The sequence below is a fragment of the Phenylobacterium sp. genome (assembly GCF_016793285.1).
Lineage (GTDB): Bacteria > Pseudomonadota > Alphaproteobacteria > Caulobacterales > Caulobacteraceae > Phenylobacterium.
Genome location: NZ_JAEUMO010000219.1, coordinates 1 through 14,009, shown reverse-complemented (window position 1 = coordinate 14,009; position 14,009 = coordinate 1). Strand labels below are relative to the sequence as shown.

Below are 14,009 nucleotides of genomic sequence, written 5' to 3'. Positions count from 1 at the left end.
GCGCCGTAGCGGTCGACCAGGTAGAGGTTCGAGCCGCCGATCCCCTCGATGGCGGGGATGTTCAGCTCCATCGCCCCGACCGGGCCCACGACGGGCCTGGCGCCCCGCTCGACGGCGAGCTTGAAGGCCTTGGCGGCGTCGCGCACGCGGAAGGCCATGGCGTTGGCCGAGGGGCCGTGCTCCGCGCGGAAGTCGGCGGCCTGGCCGGCCGGCTCCATGTTGAGGATGAAGTTGATGTCGCCCTGGCGGAAGCGGAGCACGTTCTTCGAGCGGTGACGCGCCACCGCCGTGAAGCCCATCTTCTCGAACAGGCCCTTCAGCCGCTCGGGCTCGGGGGAGGTGAATTCCACGAACTCGAACCCGTCGGTGCCCAGCGGGTTGTCGAACAGGTCGCGGCCGGCGCTGTCGGCGGACGGGGCGGGGCTTTTCACGTCGTTCATGGCGGTCTCCCTCGGAAGCGGCAAACTGGTATCATATGAAACCAGTTCCCGATAGCGCTTCTGCGGAAACGTCCGAGCGAGGGAAGGGTCGCGCGACAGGCCGCGCGGCCGCTGCTAGGCAGGGCGCTCGAATCTCCGGCTGGATGGCGCATGTTCCGCAAGCTCTACGATTGGGTGATGGGCTTGGCCCGCTCGCGGCACGCCCCGGCCTCGCTGGCCGCGGTCTCCTTCGCCGAGAGTTCGTTCTTCCCGATTCCGCCCGACGTGATGCTGGCGCCCATGGTGCTGGCCAACCGCGACAAGGCGTTCTTCTACGCGGGCATCTGCACCTTGGCCTCCGTGCTGGGCGGGATCCTGGGCTACGCGATCGGCATCTTCCTCGAGCCGGTGGGCCAGTTCATCCTGAACGTGTTCGGCCACCCCGAGGGCAAGGCCGAGTTCCAGCGCTGGTTCGACCAGTGGGGCGGCTGGGTCATCCTGATCAAGGGGGCGACGCCCATCCCGTACAAGCTGGTGACGATCACCGCCGGCTTCGCTCACTTCAATCTGGGGCTGTTCATCGTGCTGTCGGTGGTGACGCGCGGGATCCGGTTCTTCGCCGTCGCGGCCATCCTGAAATACTTCGGCCCGGCCATGCTCCACGAGTTCGAGAAGCGCCTGAACCTCTACTCGATCCTGCTGCTGGCTCTGATCGTCGGCGGCATTCTCGCCATCAAGGTCTTTTTCTGATCCGGCTTTCCGGTCCATAACGGCGCGCCGATGAACGCGCTCCTTCCCTTCCTCGACCGCTGGCGGCTCTGCGCGCTGGTCGCCGCTGCGGCGATGCTGGCCATCGCGCACGCCTTCGAGACCTTCGGGGGCCTCGCGCCCTGCACGCTCTGCCTGCGCCAGCGCGAGGTCTACTGGACGATCCTGGGCCTCTCGGCCGGCTTCATGGTGCTGATCCGCATGCCGGGCGGGCCGCGCTGGCGGGCGCTCACCTGCTGGGTGCTGGCGCTCGCGTTCCTGGTCGGCTGCGGCGTCGCCTTCTACCACGCCGGCGCGGAGTGGAAGTTCTGGCCGGGGCCGCAAGGCTGCGCCGCCACCGGCTCGACCGGCGTCAGCGCCGCCGACATGGCCGCCTTCCTGGGGGGCCAGAAGGTCAGGCCGCCCGCCTGCGACGAGGCCCCCTGGGTGTTCGCGGGCCTCTCGATGGCCGGCTGGAACGCGGTGATCTCGCTGGGCCTGGCCGCGCTCTCGGCCCTGGCGGCGATACGCGAGCAGCGCAAGCAATGACCGGAAAGCCTCTCCCTCCCCGTCCCGGCCGCGGCGCCGCCCGCGCCCGCCTCGCGGAGATCCTGCGGGTGGATCACGCGGGCGAGCTCGCCGCCGTCCAGATCTACCGCGGCCAGCACGCCGTCCTGGCGCGGGCCCGCGGCCAGCAGAAGCTCGCCACCCACTTCGCCGAGATGCAGGCGCAGGAGGCCGAACATCTCGCCCGCTTCGACAAGCTGCTGACCGAGCGCCGGATGCGCCCGACGGCGCTGACCCCGATCTGGCGTGTCGCCGGCTTCGCGCTGGGCGCCGGCACCGCGCTGCTCGGCGAGAAGGCCGCCCACGCCTGCACCGAGGCCGTCGAGACGGTGATCGAGGGCCACTACGCCGAGCAGATCGCCGAACTGGCCGAGCGCGACCCCGAGCTCGCCGCCGAACTCGCGAAGTTCCGCGACGACGAACTGGCCCACCGCGACCACGCCGTCGAGCAAGGCGCGCGCGAGGCCCCGGGCTACGGCCTGCTCTCGGCGGTCATCGGCGCCGGGTGCCGCGCCGCGATCAAGATCAGCGAGAAACTCTAGGCAGGGAACCGCGCCGCGGCGGGCTCGAGCGGCAGGGCCAGACCGTTCGCGACATAGGCGACCATCCGGTAGAAACCGCACAGCAGGAGCACCTCGAAGATCTGCTCCTCGTCGTAGTGCGCCCGCAGTTCCACAAACTCCGCATCGCGGAGGGTCGCGCGTGCGTGTAGGGCCTCCACAGCCTTCAGCAGCGCCCGCTCGGCGTCGCTCCAGTGCGCAGCCGCCGAACCCTCGCCCGCCGTGGCCGCGACCTCGTCCGGCGTGAGCCGCGCCGCAGCGCCGAACGCCGCGACATGCACGCCCCACTCGTACTCGCACCCCGCCAACGCCGTGGTGCGGTCGATCACCAGTTCGCGCTCGCGCAGCGGCAGCGGACCGCGGTCCAGCAGCGAGCCGCCGCGGAACTTGGCCCAGGCCCGGGGACTTTTCGCTAAGGTCCGGAAAAGCACGAGCGGCTGCGCACCGCGCATGACGGCGTCGAAGCTCGCCTGCACGTCCGTGGCATAGGGCGGGTCGAGCGGTGCGATCCTTGGCATGGGCGTGCGCCTTTGCTACATTTTCGATAGCATGAACGCTACATTTTTCGTAGCAGGTCAAGGCCTGTGACCGACCGGCCCGTCCGCGGCTCCCGCACCGGCCGCCCCATCATGGCGCTGCTCGATCTGCTCGGGCGTCGCTGGACCCTACGCATCCTCTGGGAGTTGCGCGACGGACCGCTCACGTCGCGCGCCCTGAGAGCGGCGTGCGACGAAGCCTCGCCCACGGTGCTCCAGGCGCGGCTCGACGACCTGCGCGAGGCCGAACTTGTCGAGCATTCCGCCGGCGAAGGCTACGGATTGACCGAACTGGGCCGGGAGTTTCGCACAGCTTTTATGCCCCTCTACGCCTTCGCCGACCGCTGGGCCGACGGGAAGCCGACCACGCCCAGTTGAGAATCAAGCCAGAAAACAGCCGGAGCGGAGTCGCCAAGGGGTGAAAGTTCTGCTTTTGTTCGCTTCAAGGGAGTCGAACCATGGCGGACGGCAGCAGGAACCTGGCGCGGGAATGGAGCTTCGGCGAGGCCAGGCTCGGATGGGCGACGGCCGCGCGGTCCAGCCTGTGGGCGCGCTGCGGCTGCGGGCGCGAGGCGGTGGTCGATCCGCGGCCCTGGATCGCCCAGGGGCTCGGCCGTCAGTTGGTGCGCGACCTGGAGCACCGCCTGCGTTGCGTCTGCGGCGCGCGGCAGGCGCAACTGGAGATCCGCGGGCTCGCCGAGGCGCCGGGCAACGGCGCCGGCGGCATCCACGTCTTCCGCTAGACTAGGCCCTGAGCGCCAGGCGGCGCGAGCGGCGCAGGACGGCGCCCATGGCGCCGAAGCCGCCGATCATCAGCGCCCAGGTGGCGGGCTCCGGCACCGCGGCGAAGGCGAAGCTCTGGTGCGCGTTGCGCGTGCCGTACTTGCCGGTCTCGGTGATGAAGGTGATGCCGCTGTAGACGTGGCCGTAGCCGGTCAGGCTGGAGAGATAGTTCTGGCCGGCGTAGGTGGCGATGTAGTTGTTCACCGCCGCCGAACCGCTCACCACCGTGTACCCGGGATTGATCACCTGCCAGATGGCGCCCTGCAGCGCCGCCAGCCGGTTGCCCGTGTCGGCGGTGTTGGGTGCGTTGTTGTAGAGCAGCGTCCCGTAGTTCACGAGCCGGCCGACCTGCACCTTCTGGCCCCCGGTCAGCACCGTGGCGCCCGAGAACGGCGTGTTGGACGTGTACTTGGAGTCCGTCGTCAGGTCGTAGTTGTCGTCATAGGCGAGGTTCAGCGCGCCCAGGCCGATGTTGTGGAAGATGTCCACGCAGAAGCCGAGGAAGTTGAACGACTCGCCCACGGCGCTCGTCCCCTCGTAGGCGGTGAACTTGATCGGCGCGAGGTAGGTGTAGTCGTCGAAGCCGTTCGGCCCGTAGATGTGGGCCGTGCGCGACGTGTCCATGGTGTTGGACGCCAGGAAGTACTGCGTCGCGTGCGACGGCGCAGCCGCCATGAGGCAACCGGCGAGCACGGCGGCGGGCGCGAAGGCCTTCAGGGCTGTATGGAAACGGAACACTGGCGGCCTCCTCCAGGCGGGATCACCCGACCTGGAGCAAGACCGGCGCCAGCGCGCCTCAGATCAAGCCGTCAGCGCCCGGCGCCGGCGGAGCGTCGCGCCGGCCAGGCCGAAGCCGCCGATCATCAGCGCCCAGGTGGCGGGCTCGGGCACGCTGGCGGTCACGAACGCCTGGTGCGAGTTCGCCTGGCCGTAGTTGGCCGTTTCCTTGAGGAAGGTGACGCGGTTCGAGACCGGACCGACGTCGGCGTTGATGGCCGACAGGTAGCCCGCCCCCGACAACGTCGCGATCAGCGCGTCCACGCTGTTGTTGCTGGCGTCGATGTTCAGGCCCTGGTCGCGGTTGACCACCTTCCAGATCGCGCCCTGGACCGCGGCCAGCTTGTCGACGTTGCCGATCGCGTCCAGCGCATAGAGCTTGGCGCCGTAGTTCGTCAGGCGTCCGACCTGGTCGAGTTGGGCCGCATCCAGCGTGTCGAAGTTGCCGCCGGTCCCGGAGTTCGTCGTGAACGCCAGGTTGTCGTCGTAGGCCAGGTTCGAGCCGCTGAAGTGATAGACGTCCACGCAGAACACCAGGAGGTCGAACGTCGGCGAGCCGGGGCCCGTGCCGTAGTTCGCCGTGTAGACCTGGGGCGTCAGGTAGACGGTGTAGTTCACCGGCCCGCTGAGCACCGCGGTGTTCGCGGTGCTGTAGGTGTCGGATCCCAGCCAGATGTCGGCGGCGTTGGCCGCGGGCGCCGCCGCGAGGCCGAGGGCGAGGGCCGCGAAGGCAGCCGTGATGCGCGTGCGCGCCATGTGCAGGTATCCCGTGTCAGAACTCGTGGCTGGACCATTACAGACTCATGACGGCCAGCGGAAACGTGTTCCCCTAGCGCGGGTATCTGGGACACCTTGCCCGAGAGTATCGCGCGGGTTGTGGGGGCTTCGGGGAATTGCGGCTCCCCCGCTTTGGGGGTCTCGGAGGAGCCGCGTTTCCGAACGCCTGCTGGGGGAGAGTGAGGCGTTACCGGGTATCGAGGGATGGTCCGGCCTGTGGGGGAGGGAGGGCCGGGGTCCGTCGACGCTCCTTATGTAGGAAGCCCGTGCGGCGTTGGTAGGGCGCCTCGGTAACCGGACGATGTCGAATTCCGCCCGGATTGCGGCGGCCGGCGAACCGTTGCGTGAACATTTCAATCCGGTCCGTCGGCGCGCCATCACGGGGCGGGACGACCGTGCGAAAGTGGGCGACGTCAGGGAATAGGAGTGAACGACCCGATGCGCCGCCGACTGATGCTTATTCTCGCCCCCGCCGCGCTCGCCTGCGCCCCCCTCTCGATCGCGAGCGTCGCGACCGCCCAGCCCGCGCCGCCGCCCGGAGAGGTGCGGATCGTCCGCCACGGCGGCCCGCCGCCGGAAGAGATGAAGGCCCACTTCGAGGCCATGAAGAAGCAGCACCTGGAGGACCTGAAGACGGTGCTCCGCCTGCGCCCCGATCAGGAGGCCGCGCTGGCCGCCTTCGCGGCGAGCCACGAACCGCAGCGGATCGAGATGAAGGCGCCCGGCGCGAAGGACGGCGCGCCCGACGCCCCGAAGACGCTCACCACGCCGCAGCGGCTGGACGAGATGGCCAGGCGCGAGGACGCCATGCGCGCCGCCGGCGCCAGGCGCCGCGACGCGCTCGCCAGGTTCTACGCCGCGCTTTCGCCCGACCAGCAGAAGGTGTTCGACGCCCTGCAGCGCCTGCAGGGCCCGCGCGGGCACGGCGGGCCGGGCATGGGCCGCGGCGGCCCCGGCATGATGATGATGCACGGCGGCCCGGGCGGCGAGCGCCGCATCGAGATCCGCCGCGAAATCCGCGGCGGGCCCGGCGGACCGAATGAGGACTGATCCGCGCGCGGATTGGTCGCCGTCCCGGATTGTGGCGAAGTCGCTATGACGGCGCCACAGTTCGCGGCGAGAGGACCCGCCATGACCGCTGCCCTGCCCTCCGTCCTGCCGGCGCGCCACATCCTGGTGGTCGAGGACGACACGCAGTTGCGCGAGCAGGTGACGGGCTATCTCGCCGAGCACGGCTTCAACGTCCACGCGGCGGCCGACGCCAAGCAGATGGACCTGGTGCTCCAGGGCTCGCCCATCGACCTCGTGGTGCTGGATCTGATGCTGCCCGGCGAGGACGGGCTGTCGATCTGCCGGCGTCTCTCTGCCGAGGGCGGGCCCGCGATCATCATGGTCAGCGCCATGGGCGAGGAGATCGACCGCGTGCTGGGCCTCGAGCTCGGGGCCGACGACTACCTCGCCAAGCCGTGCAGTCCGCGCGAGCTGCTGGCGAGGGTGCGGGCCGTGTTCCGCCGCCTCGAGGAGGTGCGCGGCGGCGCGCCGAAGAAGGGGCGCAGCTACCAGTTCCAGGGTTTCGTCGTCGACGCGCTGCGCCGCCAGCTCCGCGCGCCGAGCGGGGCCACCATCCTCCTGACGTCGGGCGAGTTCTCGCTGCTCTCGGCCTTCCTGGACCATCCGCAGCGGATCCTGTCGCGCGACCAGTTGCTCGACATCGCCCGGGGCCAGGACGCCGACGTGTTCGATCGCGCCGTCGACGTCCAGATCAGCCGCCTGCGCCGCAAGCTGCACGCCTGCTCCGACGGTGAGATCATCAAGACGGTGCGCGGCGCGGGCTACATGTTCGACGTGCCCGTCACCCGGCCTTGAGACCCGGGGCCATGAAGCTGCCGGCGCTGCCCCGGGCCAGCATCGGCGTGCAACTGATCCTGCTGGTGCTGGCGTGCCTGCTGGCCATGCACCTGGCGCTCTTCGCCATCGTGGGCCTGTTCCCGCCGCCGCGGCCGCCGATCTATCGCGTGGCCGAGATCGCCACCGCGCTCAACGGCGGCGCGCTGACGGCGCGGGACGGCCGGCCGATGGTCCGCACCGTCTCGGCGACCCTGCCGAAGGTGCTCGTGGAGGGCCCCCGTGGCGGTCGTCCGCCGCCGCTCGAGGCGCTGGCCGCCGCCGCCGGTCAGCCGCGCGAGGAGGTGCGGATCGTCCAGCGCCGGCCGGGCGCGCTGGACCGCTTCCTGCGCGAGGACGTCACGGCCCGCATGGTCATCGAACACCGTCGCCGCGGCGGCGGCCGCCGCGAGCCGCCGCCGGAGGGCGGGGACGGGCCGCCCCCGCCGCACGAGCCCTTCGAGCGTCGGATCGACGGCCGACCGCCGCCGGGCCTGCGCTACCTCATCATGCGCGAGGCGCCGGTGATCGGCGACTTCCACGCGGCGCTGCGGCGGCCCGACGGCCGCTGGACGATCGTCAGGCCCAGCCCCGAGCCGTTCCCCACCGACTGGCAGCGGCGGATGGCGCTCTTCGTGCTCGCCGCCTTCGGCGTGGTGGCGCCCGCCGCCTTCCTGTTCGCCCGCCGGATCACCGCGCCGCTGAAGCGCTTCTCCGAGGCGGCGGAACGCCTGGGCCGCGACCCGCACGCCGCGCCGGTGGCGCTGTCGGGCCCCGCGGAGATCGGCGCGGCGGCCGACGCCTTCAACAACATGCAGTCGCGCCTGCGCCGCTACATCGACGACCGCACCGCCATGGTCGGCGCCATCAGCCACGACCTGCGCACGCCGCTGGCCCGCATCCGGTTCAAGATGGAGGGCGCCGCGGGCGGCCTGAAGGACACGGTCCTCGCCGACGTGGCCCAGATGGAGCAGATGATCGCCGGCGTGCTGGCCTTCATCCGGGACGAATCCACGCCGCGCCATCGCGAGAAGCTGGACCTGCTGTCGCTGGTCGAATGCGTGGTGGACGACGCCGCCCTGGTCGGCGGCGACGTCGAGCTGCTGGAGTCCGGCCCCGTGCAGGTCGAGGGCGACGCCGTCGCGCTCCAGCGCCTGTTCGTCAACCTCGTCGACAACGCCCTGAAACATGCCGGCCAGGCGCGGATCCGCGTCCGCCGCGAGGACGACCAGGCCGTGGTCGAGATCACCGACGAGGGGCCGGGCCTCGCGCCGGAGGACCTCGAGCGCGCCTTCCAGCCGTTCTTCCGCGCCGATGCCTCGCGGAACCTCGACTCAGGCGGCATAGGCCTGGGCCTGCCCATCGCGAGATCGACCGCCCGCGCGCACGGCGGCGACGTCGAGCTGATCGGCCAGGCGAAGGGTCTCAAGGCCCGCGTCACCCTGCCCGTCGCCTGACACGGCCCCGCGACGGAAACTATCGACACGCGTCGTGCCACTATCTAGGGTCCCTTCCCGACAGGACGTGGGAGGCCGATCGTGAAACTGTGGCGAATCCTGGGGGTCGTGCTGGCGGTGCTCCTGCTGGCGCTGGGCGTGGCATGGCTCAATCGCGCGACCGTGCTCTCGATGATCGCCAAGTCGCGCATGCCGCACGTCGAGCCGAACCGGCCGGTGACCTGGGCCGAAGGCCCCCCGACGCCCGCGCCGGGCGACCGCCCGCCGAACGTCGTGTTCATCCTGGCCGACGACCTGGGCTACAACGACATCACCTTCAACGGCGGCGGCGTGGCCAACGGCGCCGTACCCACGCCCAACATCGACTCCATCGGCCGCGACGGCGTCGCCTTCGCCAACGGCTATGCCGGCAACGCGACCTGCGCCCCCTCGCGCGCGGCCATCATGACCGGCCGCTACCCCACCCGCTTCGGCTTCGAGTTCACGCCGGCCCCCGTGGCCTTCGAGCGCATGGTCGGCACCGAGTCCGAGCCCGGCGCGATCGTGAAGCCGAAGTTCTTCAAGGACCGCCTGGCCGACATGCCGGAGGGCTCCACCGCCGCCAGCTCGGGCGCCGTCAACGTGCTGAGCGTGCCGGGCAGCGAGGTCACCATCGCCGAGGTGCTGAAGACCCGCGGCTACCACACGCTCCATTTCGGCAAGTGGCACCTGGGCGGCAAGCAGGGCTCGCGGCCCGAACAGCAGGGCTTCGACGAGAGCCTGGGCTTCATCTCCGGCGCCTCGATGTTCCTGCCCGAGAAGGACAAGGACGTCGTCAACGCCAAGCAGCCGTGGGACCCGATCGACCGCTTCCTGTGGTCCAACCTGCCCTATCAGGTGCAGTACAACGGCTCTGCTATGTTCGCGCCGCGCGGCTACATGACCGACTACCTGGCCGACGAGGCGGTGAAGGCGATCCACGCCAACCGGAACCGGCCGTTCTTCATCTACTTCGCGCCGAACGCGATCCACACGCCGCTGCAGGCCAAGAAGGAGGACTACGACGCCCTGCCGCAGATCAAGGATCACCGCCTGCGCGTCTACGGCGCGATGGCGCGGAACCTGGACGCCAACGTCGGCAAGATCCTGAAGGCGCTGAAGGACGAGGGCCTCGACCGGAACACCCTGGTGATCTTCACCAGCGACAACGGCGGCGCCGGCTACATCGGCCTGCCCGACGTCAACAAGCCCTATCGCGGCTGGAAGTCGACCTTCTTCGAGGGCGGCATCCATTCGCCGTTCTTCATGCGCTGGCCGGCGGCGATCCAGCCGGGCTCGCGCTATGCCTACCCGGTCGGCCACGTCGACATCTTCGCCACCGCCGCCGGCGCGGCGAGCGCGGCCATGCCCACCGACCGCAAGATCGACGGCGTCGACCTCCTGCCCTTCGTGCAGGGAAAGTCGCCGGGCCGGCCGCACCAGACGCTGTTCTGGCGCTCGGGGCAGTACAAGGTGGTCCTCGACGGGGACTGGAAGCTCCAGTCCAGCGAGGCCCAGGAGAAGGTCTGGCTCTACAACCTCGCCGCCGATCCCACCGAACGGGTCGAGCTGTCCAGGGCCGAGCCCGCCCGGACCGAGGCCATGCTCGCGATGCTGAAGGCGCAGGACGCCGAGAGCGCCAGGTCGATGTGGCCGTCCCTGCTGCAGGGCCCGATCTTCATCGACCACCCCAGCGGCGTACCGCAGAAGAAGGGCGAGGAATACATCCTGTGGGACAACTGAGCCCCGCGTCCCTCACCGCCGATGGCGTACCGTTCGTCCGCACGCCGGACGAGAACTTCGCCGACCTCGCGGACTTCCCGTTCCGGCAGAACTACCTGCAGGTCCAGGGCCTGCGGATGCACTACGTCGACGAGGGCCCGCGAAACGCCCCGACCGTCCTGCTGCTGCACGGCATGCCCACCTGGAGCTATCTGAACCGCATCCTGATCGCGCGGCTGGTCGCGGCGGGCTTCCGGTGCGTCGCCCCCGACCACATGGGCTTCGGCCGCTCCGACAAGCCGACCGAGCCCGGGTGGTATTCCATCCAGCGCCACCGCGACGTCCTGGCCGGCCTGATCGCGGCGCTGGACCTGCGCGGCGTCACGCTCTGCGTGCAGGATTGGGGCGGACCGATCGGCCTGGCTCAGGCCGCGGCGGATCCGGACCGCTTCTCGCGCCTCGTCGTGATGAACACCTGGCTGCATCACGACGGATACGAGTACACGCCGGGCATCCGGCGCTGGCAGGCCTTCTGGCGGCCGGGCGGGATGCTCGTCGAGTCGATCCCCGCGCGGACCTCTCTGGGCTGGATGATGACCTCGGGCACGCGCCGGATGCCGCTGGGCAAGGTCGGGGCCATGGCCCGCGGCGAGGCCCCGCCGCAGATCGACGCCGAGGCCGAGGCCGTGCGGCGCGCCTATGACGCCCCGTTCGCCGGCCTCGGCGAAAGCGGCCTGACCGGTCCCCGGCGCTTCCCGCTCTGCATCCCGATCGACGACGGCGACAGCGACGAAGCGCGCACGCAGGCCGCTCACTTCGACACGCTGCTGGGCTGGCGCAAGCCGATCCACTTCGTCTGGGGCGGAGAGGACGACGTGTTCGTCGAAGCGTGGGGCCGCGCCTGGGCGGCGCGATACCCGCAGGCGACCTTCGATCTCATCCCGCAGGCCGGCCACTTCCTTCAGGACCAGTGCGGCGACGAGGTCGCCGGCTTCATCCTGGATCGGATCTCCGCATGAACCTCCTGCCGCCGTCGACAAACCACGAGTACCGCGGCGCACGGGTGGCGGTGTGGTTCCTGGGCCTGCTCACCCTGCTGACCATCGGCCCGGCGCTCATCCACAGCTTCGCTCCCGACGGCGGAGCGAGCGGGATCGCCCGCCTCGACATGGGCGACAGGCGCGACCTGATCGTGGGCGTGTTCCGCTGGGAGGGCGCGACCCAGCTCGCACTGGGGCTGGCCATGCTGGCGGTGGTGCTGCGCTACCGCACGCTCGTGCCGCTGTTTCTGGCGCTGGCGATCGTGGAGCGGGGGCTGATGAGCCTGCACGCCTGGGTTCTGACGCCCGACGCCGGCGGCCATCACCCGCCTCAGCACTATGCGAGCCCGGTCACGACCGTGCTGGCGCTGGGGTTCCTGATCCTGTCGCTCCGGCCCCGGAAGGGCCCCTAAACTAGAGAAACCCCTCGCTCGGCTTGGTCCGGATGTTGAGCTGGCCCGCGAGGCCGGCCTTGCGGTGATGCTCGATCGCCTGCATGCCCTCTGACGTCGCCATCTGCCGGAACGCCGCCAGCGACGGGTATTCGGCGAGCGCGACCATGTCCCAGAGGTCCTCGACCTCGCCCAGCATCAGGCCGGTGACGACGCCGTTGAAGCGGGCGCGGCCGCCCACGCCCTCCAGCAGCGGCCGGACGCCCTCGATGTAGCGGCCGTAGGCCTCGGCCCCGCTGAGGTGCGCGTCCGAGCCGTCGGCGTACTCGGCCTTCGGCTTGAACTTCAGCAGGTTGACCATCACGAACGGCCCGTCCTCCTGCCCGCCGAAGAACTCCATCGCCCGCTGCGGCGTGGGCATCACCTGGTTGACGACGTCCATCTCGATCTCTCCCTAACCGCGGCGCCGGATCATCCCGTCGATCAGGTCGACGATCTCGGGACCGCTGTCCTCCTGCAGGAAATGCCCGCCCTTCAGCGTCACGTGGGGCTGGCCCTTCGCGCCCGGCACGCGCGCCTGGAACGGCGCCTCGCCGCCCCGGCTCACCGCGTCACCGTCGCTGAACGCGGTGATGAGCGGCTTCTCGAAGCGCGCCAGCACGTCCCACGCCGCCTTGTTCTCGGCGACCTGCGCATGCTCGGGCGTGACCGGCACCAGGGTCGGGAACTGCCGCGCGCCTTCCTTGTAGCTCTCGTCGGGGAACGGGGCGTCGTAGGCGGCGATCTCGTCGCCCGAGAGGTTTCGCACCGAGCCGCCGTTCAGCAACGCGCCGATGGGCATCTGCGGGATGCCCTGGCTGAATTCGAGCCAGGCCTTGAAGCCTTCGGTCATGCCGGCGCCGACCGGCATCCCGGTGTTGGCGACCACGACGCCCGCGAAGCGCTCCGGATAGGCCGCCACCAGCCGCAGGCCGATGAGGCCGCCCCAGTCCTGGCAGAAGAGCGTGACGTCGGTCAGGTCGAGGCTGGTGAGCCACTGGCTCATCCAGTCGACGTGGCGCGCGTAGGTGTAGTCCGTGCGGCTGGCGGGCTTGTCCGAACGGCCGAAGCCGATCAGGTCGGGCGCGATCGCACGATGCCCGCGGGCCACCAGCCCCTCGATGATGTGCCGGTAGAGGTAGGCCCACGACGGCTCGCCGTGCATCAGCAGCACCACGGCGCCGTCGCGCGGGCCTTCGTCCACATAGTGCAGGCGCATCGTCGTACCGTCGGCGTCGGTCACCTGCGCGTAACGTGGCGCGTAGGGCCAGTCGACGAGGTCGTCGAACCGTGCGTCCGGTGTCCGCAACACCCGCATGCCTGAACTCTCCTCGCACTATATAGTGACATAATGCGTGCCACTATATCGGGCCGTCAAGGCTCGACACAGCCCGCAGGCGCGGGCGAGATGGCCGTGATGACTCGCGCCCCCGCCCTCGCCGCCGCCGAGCCCCTCGACGGGCGCCGCCGACGCGGCCAGGACAACCGCGCCCGGATCATCGCCGCGATGATGCAGATCGTGCAGGGCGGCGAGGTCGCGCCCAGCGCAGAGCAGGTGGCGGCCCTGGCCGACGTCGGCCTGCGCACCGTCTTCCGGCACTTTCAGGACATGGACAGCCTCTACCGCGAGATCGCGGGGGTGATGGAGGCCGAGGTGCGGCTGATCCTGGACCCGCCGATGCAGGCGCAGGACTGGCGCGGGCGGCTGGCCGAACTCATCGTCCGCCGGGCCCAGGTCTTCGAGAAGATCGCGCCGTTCCGCCGGGCCGCCGACGCCTTCAAGCACCGCTCGAAGTTCCTGGGCTCGGACTACGCGCGGCTCGTGCGGCAGCTCCGCGAGGGGCTCGCGCACGTACTGCCGAAGGAGATCGCCAACGCCCCGGCCAAGGTCGAGGCGCTCGATCTCCTGATGAGCTTCGAGGCCTGGGCGCGGCTGCGGCGCGAGCAGCAGCTCGGCCCCGAGGCGGCGCGGCGCGTGGTGGAGCAGGCCGTCGCCGCGATCGTGGATGCGTAGGTCCAACCCCAACTACCGCTCGTCGCGGCGGCCGGGATGAGCGGGATCTAGTGCCCCGATTCCGAAGTTCGCAAGCGCGTGAGGCGGACTCGGTCGAACTTCGGAATCGATAAGGACACTAGAGAAATATTTGTTTCTAGAGCGTGATCCGTTCACACTGAAGCGTATCCGGAGTTGGTGAGGTAGTTAGCGCACTCGGCGGGGGTGAAGTGGTCGAGGAGTTGTCCGATACGCCGCCATGTGGCTTCGACGGTGCGTTCGGCGGCCTTGCGCAGGA

At 70.2% G+C, this 14,009-nt stretch carries 17 protein-coding genes and 1 pseudogene; 12 read left to right on the top strand and 6 right to left on the bottom strand.

The features are described 5' to 3' along the window. A pseudogene (locus JNL41_RS19365) lies at positions 1–440 on the bottom strand (4-hydroxyphenylpyruvate dioxygenase); the annotation flags it as partial. 150 nt (positions 441–590) lie between these two features. Between JNL41_RS19365 and JNL41_RS19360 the strand changes: the two are divergent. The 3 genes from JNL41_RS19360 to JNL41_RS19350 are packed head-to-tail and all read left to right on the top strand — an operon-like array spanning position 591 to position 2,275. Continuing rightward, positions 591–1,169, top strand: a complete 579-nt coding sequence (locus tag JNL41_RS19360; protein ID WP_293477807.1) for a YqaA family protein — start codon at positions 591–593, stop codon at positions 1,167–1,169. A gap of 30 nt (positions 1,170–1,199) precedes the next feature. Then, positions 1,200–1,715 (top strand): disulfide bond formation protein B, encoded by a 516-nt coding sequence (locus JNL41_RS19355; protein ID WP_293477805.1) that lies wholly within the window; start codon positions 1,200–1,202, stop codon positions 1,713–1,715. Continuing rightward, the gene (locus JNL41_RS19350; protein WP_293477803.1) at positions 1,712–2,275 is read left to right on the top strand and encodes a demethoxyubiquinone hydroxylase family protein; all 564 of its coding nucleotides are present in this window, start codon (positions 1,712–1,714) and stop codon (positions 2,273–2,275) included. Before JNL41_RS19355 ends, JNL41_RS19350 begins: the two co-directional genes overlap by 4 nt. On the opposite strand, the gene JNL41_RS19345 is transcribed toward JNL41_RS19350, so the two are convergent. Then, on the bottom strand, positions 2,272–2,811 hold the full coding sequence (locus JNL41_RS19345) for a carboxymuconolactone decarboxylase family protein (protein WP_293477801.1): 540 nt from the start codon (positions 2,809–2,811) through the stop codon (positions 2,272–2,274). The genes JNL41_RS19350 and JNL41_RS19345 overlap by 4 nt on opposite strands. A gap of 111 nt (positions 2,812–2,922) precedes the next feature. On the opposite strand from JNL41_RS19345, the gene JNL41_RS19340 reads away from it, so the two are divergent. After that, positions 2,923–3,207: a helix-turn-helix domain-containing protein gene (locus JNL41_RS19340; protein ID WP_293477799.1), complete on the top strand. Its 285-nt coding sequence runs from the start codon at positions 2,923–2,925 to the stop codon at positions 3,205–3,207. Between the two features lie 80 nt (positions 3,208–3,287). Further along, a complete protein-coding gene (locus JNL41_RS19335) occupies positions 3,288–3,572 on the top strand; it encodes a hypothetical protein (RefSeq protein WP_293477797.1) in 285 nt (94 codons plus the stop codon). Position 3,573: 1 nt separating this feature from the next. On the opposite strand, the gene JNL41_RS19330 is transcribed toward JNL41_RS19335, so the two are convergent. Together JNL41_RS19330 and JNL41_RS19325 are read right to left on the bottom strand one after the other, a co-directional pair. Next, positions 3,574–4,350, bottom strand: coding sequence for a PEPxxWA-CTERM sorting domain-containing protein (locus tag JNL41_RS19330; RefSeq protein WP_293477796.1), 777 nt, complete (start codon positions 4,348–4,350; stop codon positions 3,574–3,576). 63 nt (positions 4,351–4,413) lie between these two features. Next, positions 4,414–5,145 (bottom strand): PEPxxWA-CTERM sorting domain-containing protein, encoded by a 732-nt coding sequence (locus JNL41_RS19325; protein WP_293477795.1) that lies wholly within the window; start codon positions 5,143–5,145, stop codon positions 4,414–4,416. 474 nt (positions 5,146–5,619) lie between these two features. Here JNL41_RS19325 and JNL41_RS19320 point away from each other — a divergent pair, with 474 nt between their 5' ends. The 6 genes from JNL41_RS19320 to JNL41_RS19295 all read left to right on the top strand — a co-directional run bounded on the left by JNL41_RS19320 (position 5,620) and on the right by JNL41_RS19295 (position 11,700). After that, positions 5,620–6,216 (top strand): Spy/CpxP family protein refolding chaperone, encoded by a 597-nt coding sequence (locus JNL41_RS19320; protein ID WP_293477794.1) that lies wholly within the window; start codon positions 5,620–5,622, stop codon positions 6,214–6,216. Between the two features lie 81 nt (positions 6,217–6,297). Next, the gene (locus JNL41_RS19315; protein WP_293477793.1) at positions 6,298–7,032 is read left to right on the top strand and encodes a response regulator; all 735 of its coding nucleotides are present in this window, start codon (positions 6,298–6,300) and stop codon (positions 7,030–7,032) included. A gap of 11 nt (positions 7,033–7,043) precedes the next feature. Continuing rightward, the gene (locus JNL41_RS19310) at positions 7,044–8,507 is read left to right on the top strand and encodes an ATP-binding protein (protein WP_293477791.1); all 1,464 of its coding nucleotides are present in this window, start codon (positions 7,044–7,046) and stop codon (positions 8,505–8,507) included. An 81-nt stretch (positions 8,508–8,588) separates the two neighbouring features. Next, positions 8,589–10,268: a sulfatase-like hydrolase/transferase gene (locus JNL41_RS19305; protein ID WP_293477789.1), complete on the top strand. Its 1,680-nt coding sequence runs from the start codon at positions 8,589–8,591 to the stop codon at positions 10,266–10,268. Then, the gene (locus tag JNL41_RS19300) at positions 10,256–11,266 is read left to right on the top strand and encodes an alpha/beta fold hydrolase (protein ID WP_293477787.1); all 1,011 of its coding nucleotides are present in this window, start codon (positions 10,256–10,258) and stop codon (positions 11,264–11,266) included. The genes JNL41_RS19305 and JNL41_RS19300 overlap by 13 nt, the downstream gene beginning before the upstream one ends. After that, the gene (locus JNL41_RS19295) at positions 11,263–11,700 is read left to right on the top strand and encodes a hypothetical protein (RefSeq protein WP_293477785.1); all 438 of its coding nucleotides are present in this window, start codon (positions 11,263–11,265) and stop codon (positions 11,698–11,700) included. The genes JNL41_RS19300 and JNL41_RS19295 overlap by 4 nt, the downstream gene beginning before the upstream one ends. Before the next feature lies 1 nt (position 11,701). Here the strand turns inward: JNL41_RS19295 and JNL41_RS19290 are convergent, their stop codons facing one another. Next, positions 11,702–12,121 carry a DUF1330 domain-containing protein gene (locus tag JNL41_RS19290; RefSeq protein ID WP_293477784.1) on the bottom strand — a complete coding sequence of 140 codons (420 nt, stop codon included), beginning with the start codon at positions 12,119–12,121 and terminating at the stop codon, positions 11,702–11,704. Positions 12,122–12,133: 12 nt separating this feature from the next. After that, complete coding sequence (locus JNL41_RS19285; RefSeq protein WP_293477783.1) at positions 12,134–13,036, bottom strand: haloalkane dehalogenase; 903 nt, start codon at positions 13,034–13,036, stop codon at positions 12,134–12,136. 99 nt (positions 13,037–13,135) lie between these two features. Between JNL41_RS19285 and JNL41_RS19280 the strand changes: the two genes are divergently transcribed. Then, positions 13,136–13,732: a TetR/AcrR family transcriptional regulator gene (locus JNL41_RS19280; RefSeq protein ID WP_293477781.1), complete on the top strand. Its 597-nt coding sequence runs from the start codon at positions 13,136–13,138 to the stop codon at positions 13,730–13,732. The last annotated feature ends 277 nt before the right edge of the window (positions 13,733–14,009 follow it).

Coding starts and splice junctions, on each gene's coding strand:
- JNL41_RS19360 (WP_293477807.1), top strand. CDS start 591: ATGTTCCGCAAGCTCTACGATTGGGTGATGGGCTTGGCCCGCTCGCGG.
- JNL41_RS19355 (WP_293477805.1), top strand. CDS start 1,200: ATGAACGCGCTCCTTCCCTTCCTCGACCGCTGGCGGCTCTGCGCGCTG.
- JNL41_RS19350 (WP_293477803.1), top strand. CDS start 1,712: ATGACCGGAAAGCCTCTCCCTCCCCGTCCCGGCCGCGGCGCCGCCCGC.
- JNL41_RS19345 (WP_293477801.1), bottom strand. CDS start 2,811: ATGCCAAGGATCGCACCGCTCGACCCGCCCTATGCCACGGACGTGCAG.
- JNL41_RS19340 (WP_293477799.1), top strand. CDS start 2,923: ATGGCGCTGCTCGATCTGCTCGGGCGTCGCTGGACCCTACGCATCCTC.
- JNL41_RS19335 (WP_293477797.1), top strand. CDS start 3,288: ATGGCGGACGGCAGCAGGAACCTGGCGCGGGAATGGAGCTTCGGCGAG.
- JNL41_RS19325 (WP_293477795.1), bottom strand. CDS start 5,145: ATGGCGCGCACGCGCATCACGGCTGCCTTCGCGGCCCTCGCCCTCGGC.
- JNL41_RS19320 (WP_293477794.1), top strand. CDS start 5,620: ATGCTTATTCTCGCCCCCGCCGCGCTCGCCTGCGCCCCCCTCTCGATC.
- JNL41_RS19315 (WP_293477793.1), top strand. CDS start 6,298: ATGACCGCTGCCCTGCCCTCCGTCCTGCCGGCGCGCCACATCCTGGTG.
- JNL41_RS19310 (WP_293477791.1), top strand. CDS start 7,044: ATGAAGCTGCCGGCGCTGCCCCGGGCCAGCATCGGCGTGCAACTGATC.
- JNL41_RS19295 (WP_293477785.1), top strand. CDS start 11,263: ATGAACCTCCTGCCGCCGTCGACAAACCACGAGTACCGCGGCGCACGG.
- JNL41_RS19290 (WP_293477784.1), bottom strand. CDS start 12,121: ATGGACGTCGTCAACCAGGTGATGCCCACGCCGCAGCGGGCGATGGAG.
- JNL41_RS19285 (WP_293477783.1), bottom strand. CDS start 13,036: ATGCGGGTGTTGCGGACACCGGACGCACGGTTCGACGACCTCGTCGAC.
- JNL41_RS19280 (WP_293477781.1), top strand. CDS start 13,136: ATGACTCGCGCCCCCGCCCTCGCCGCCGCCGAGCCCCTCGACGGGCGC.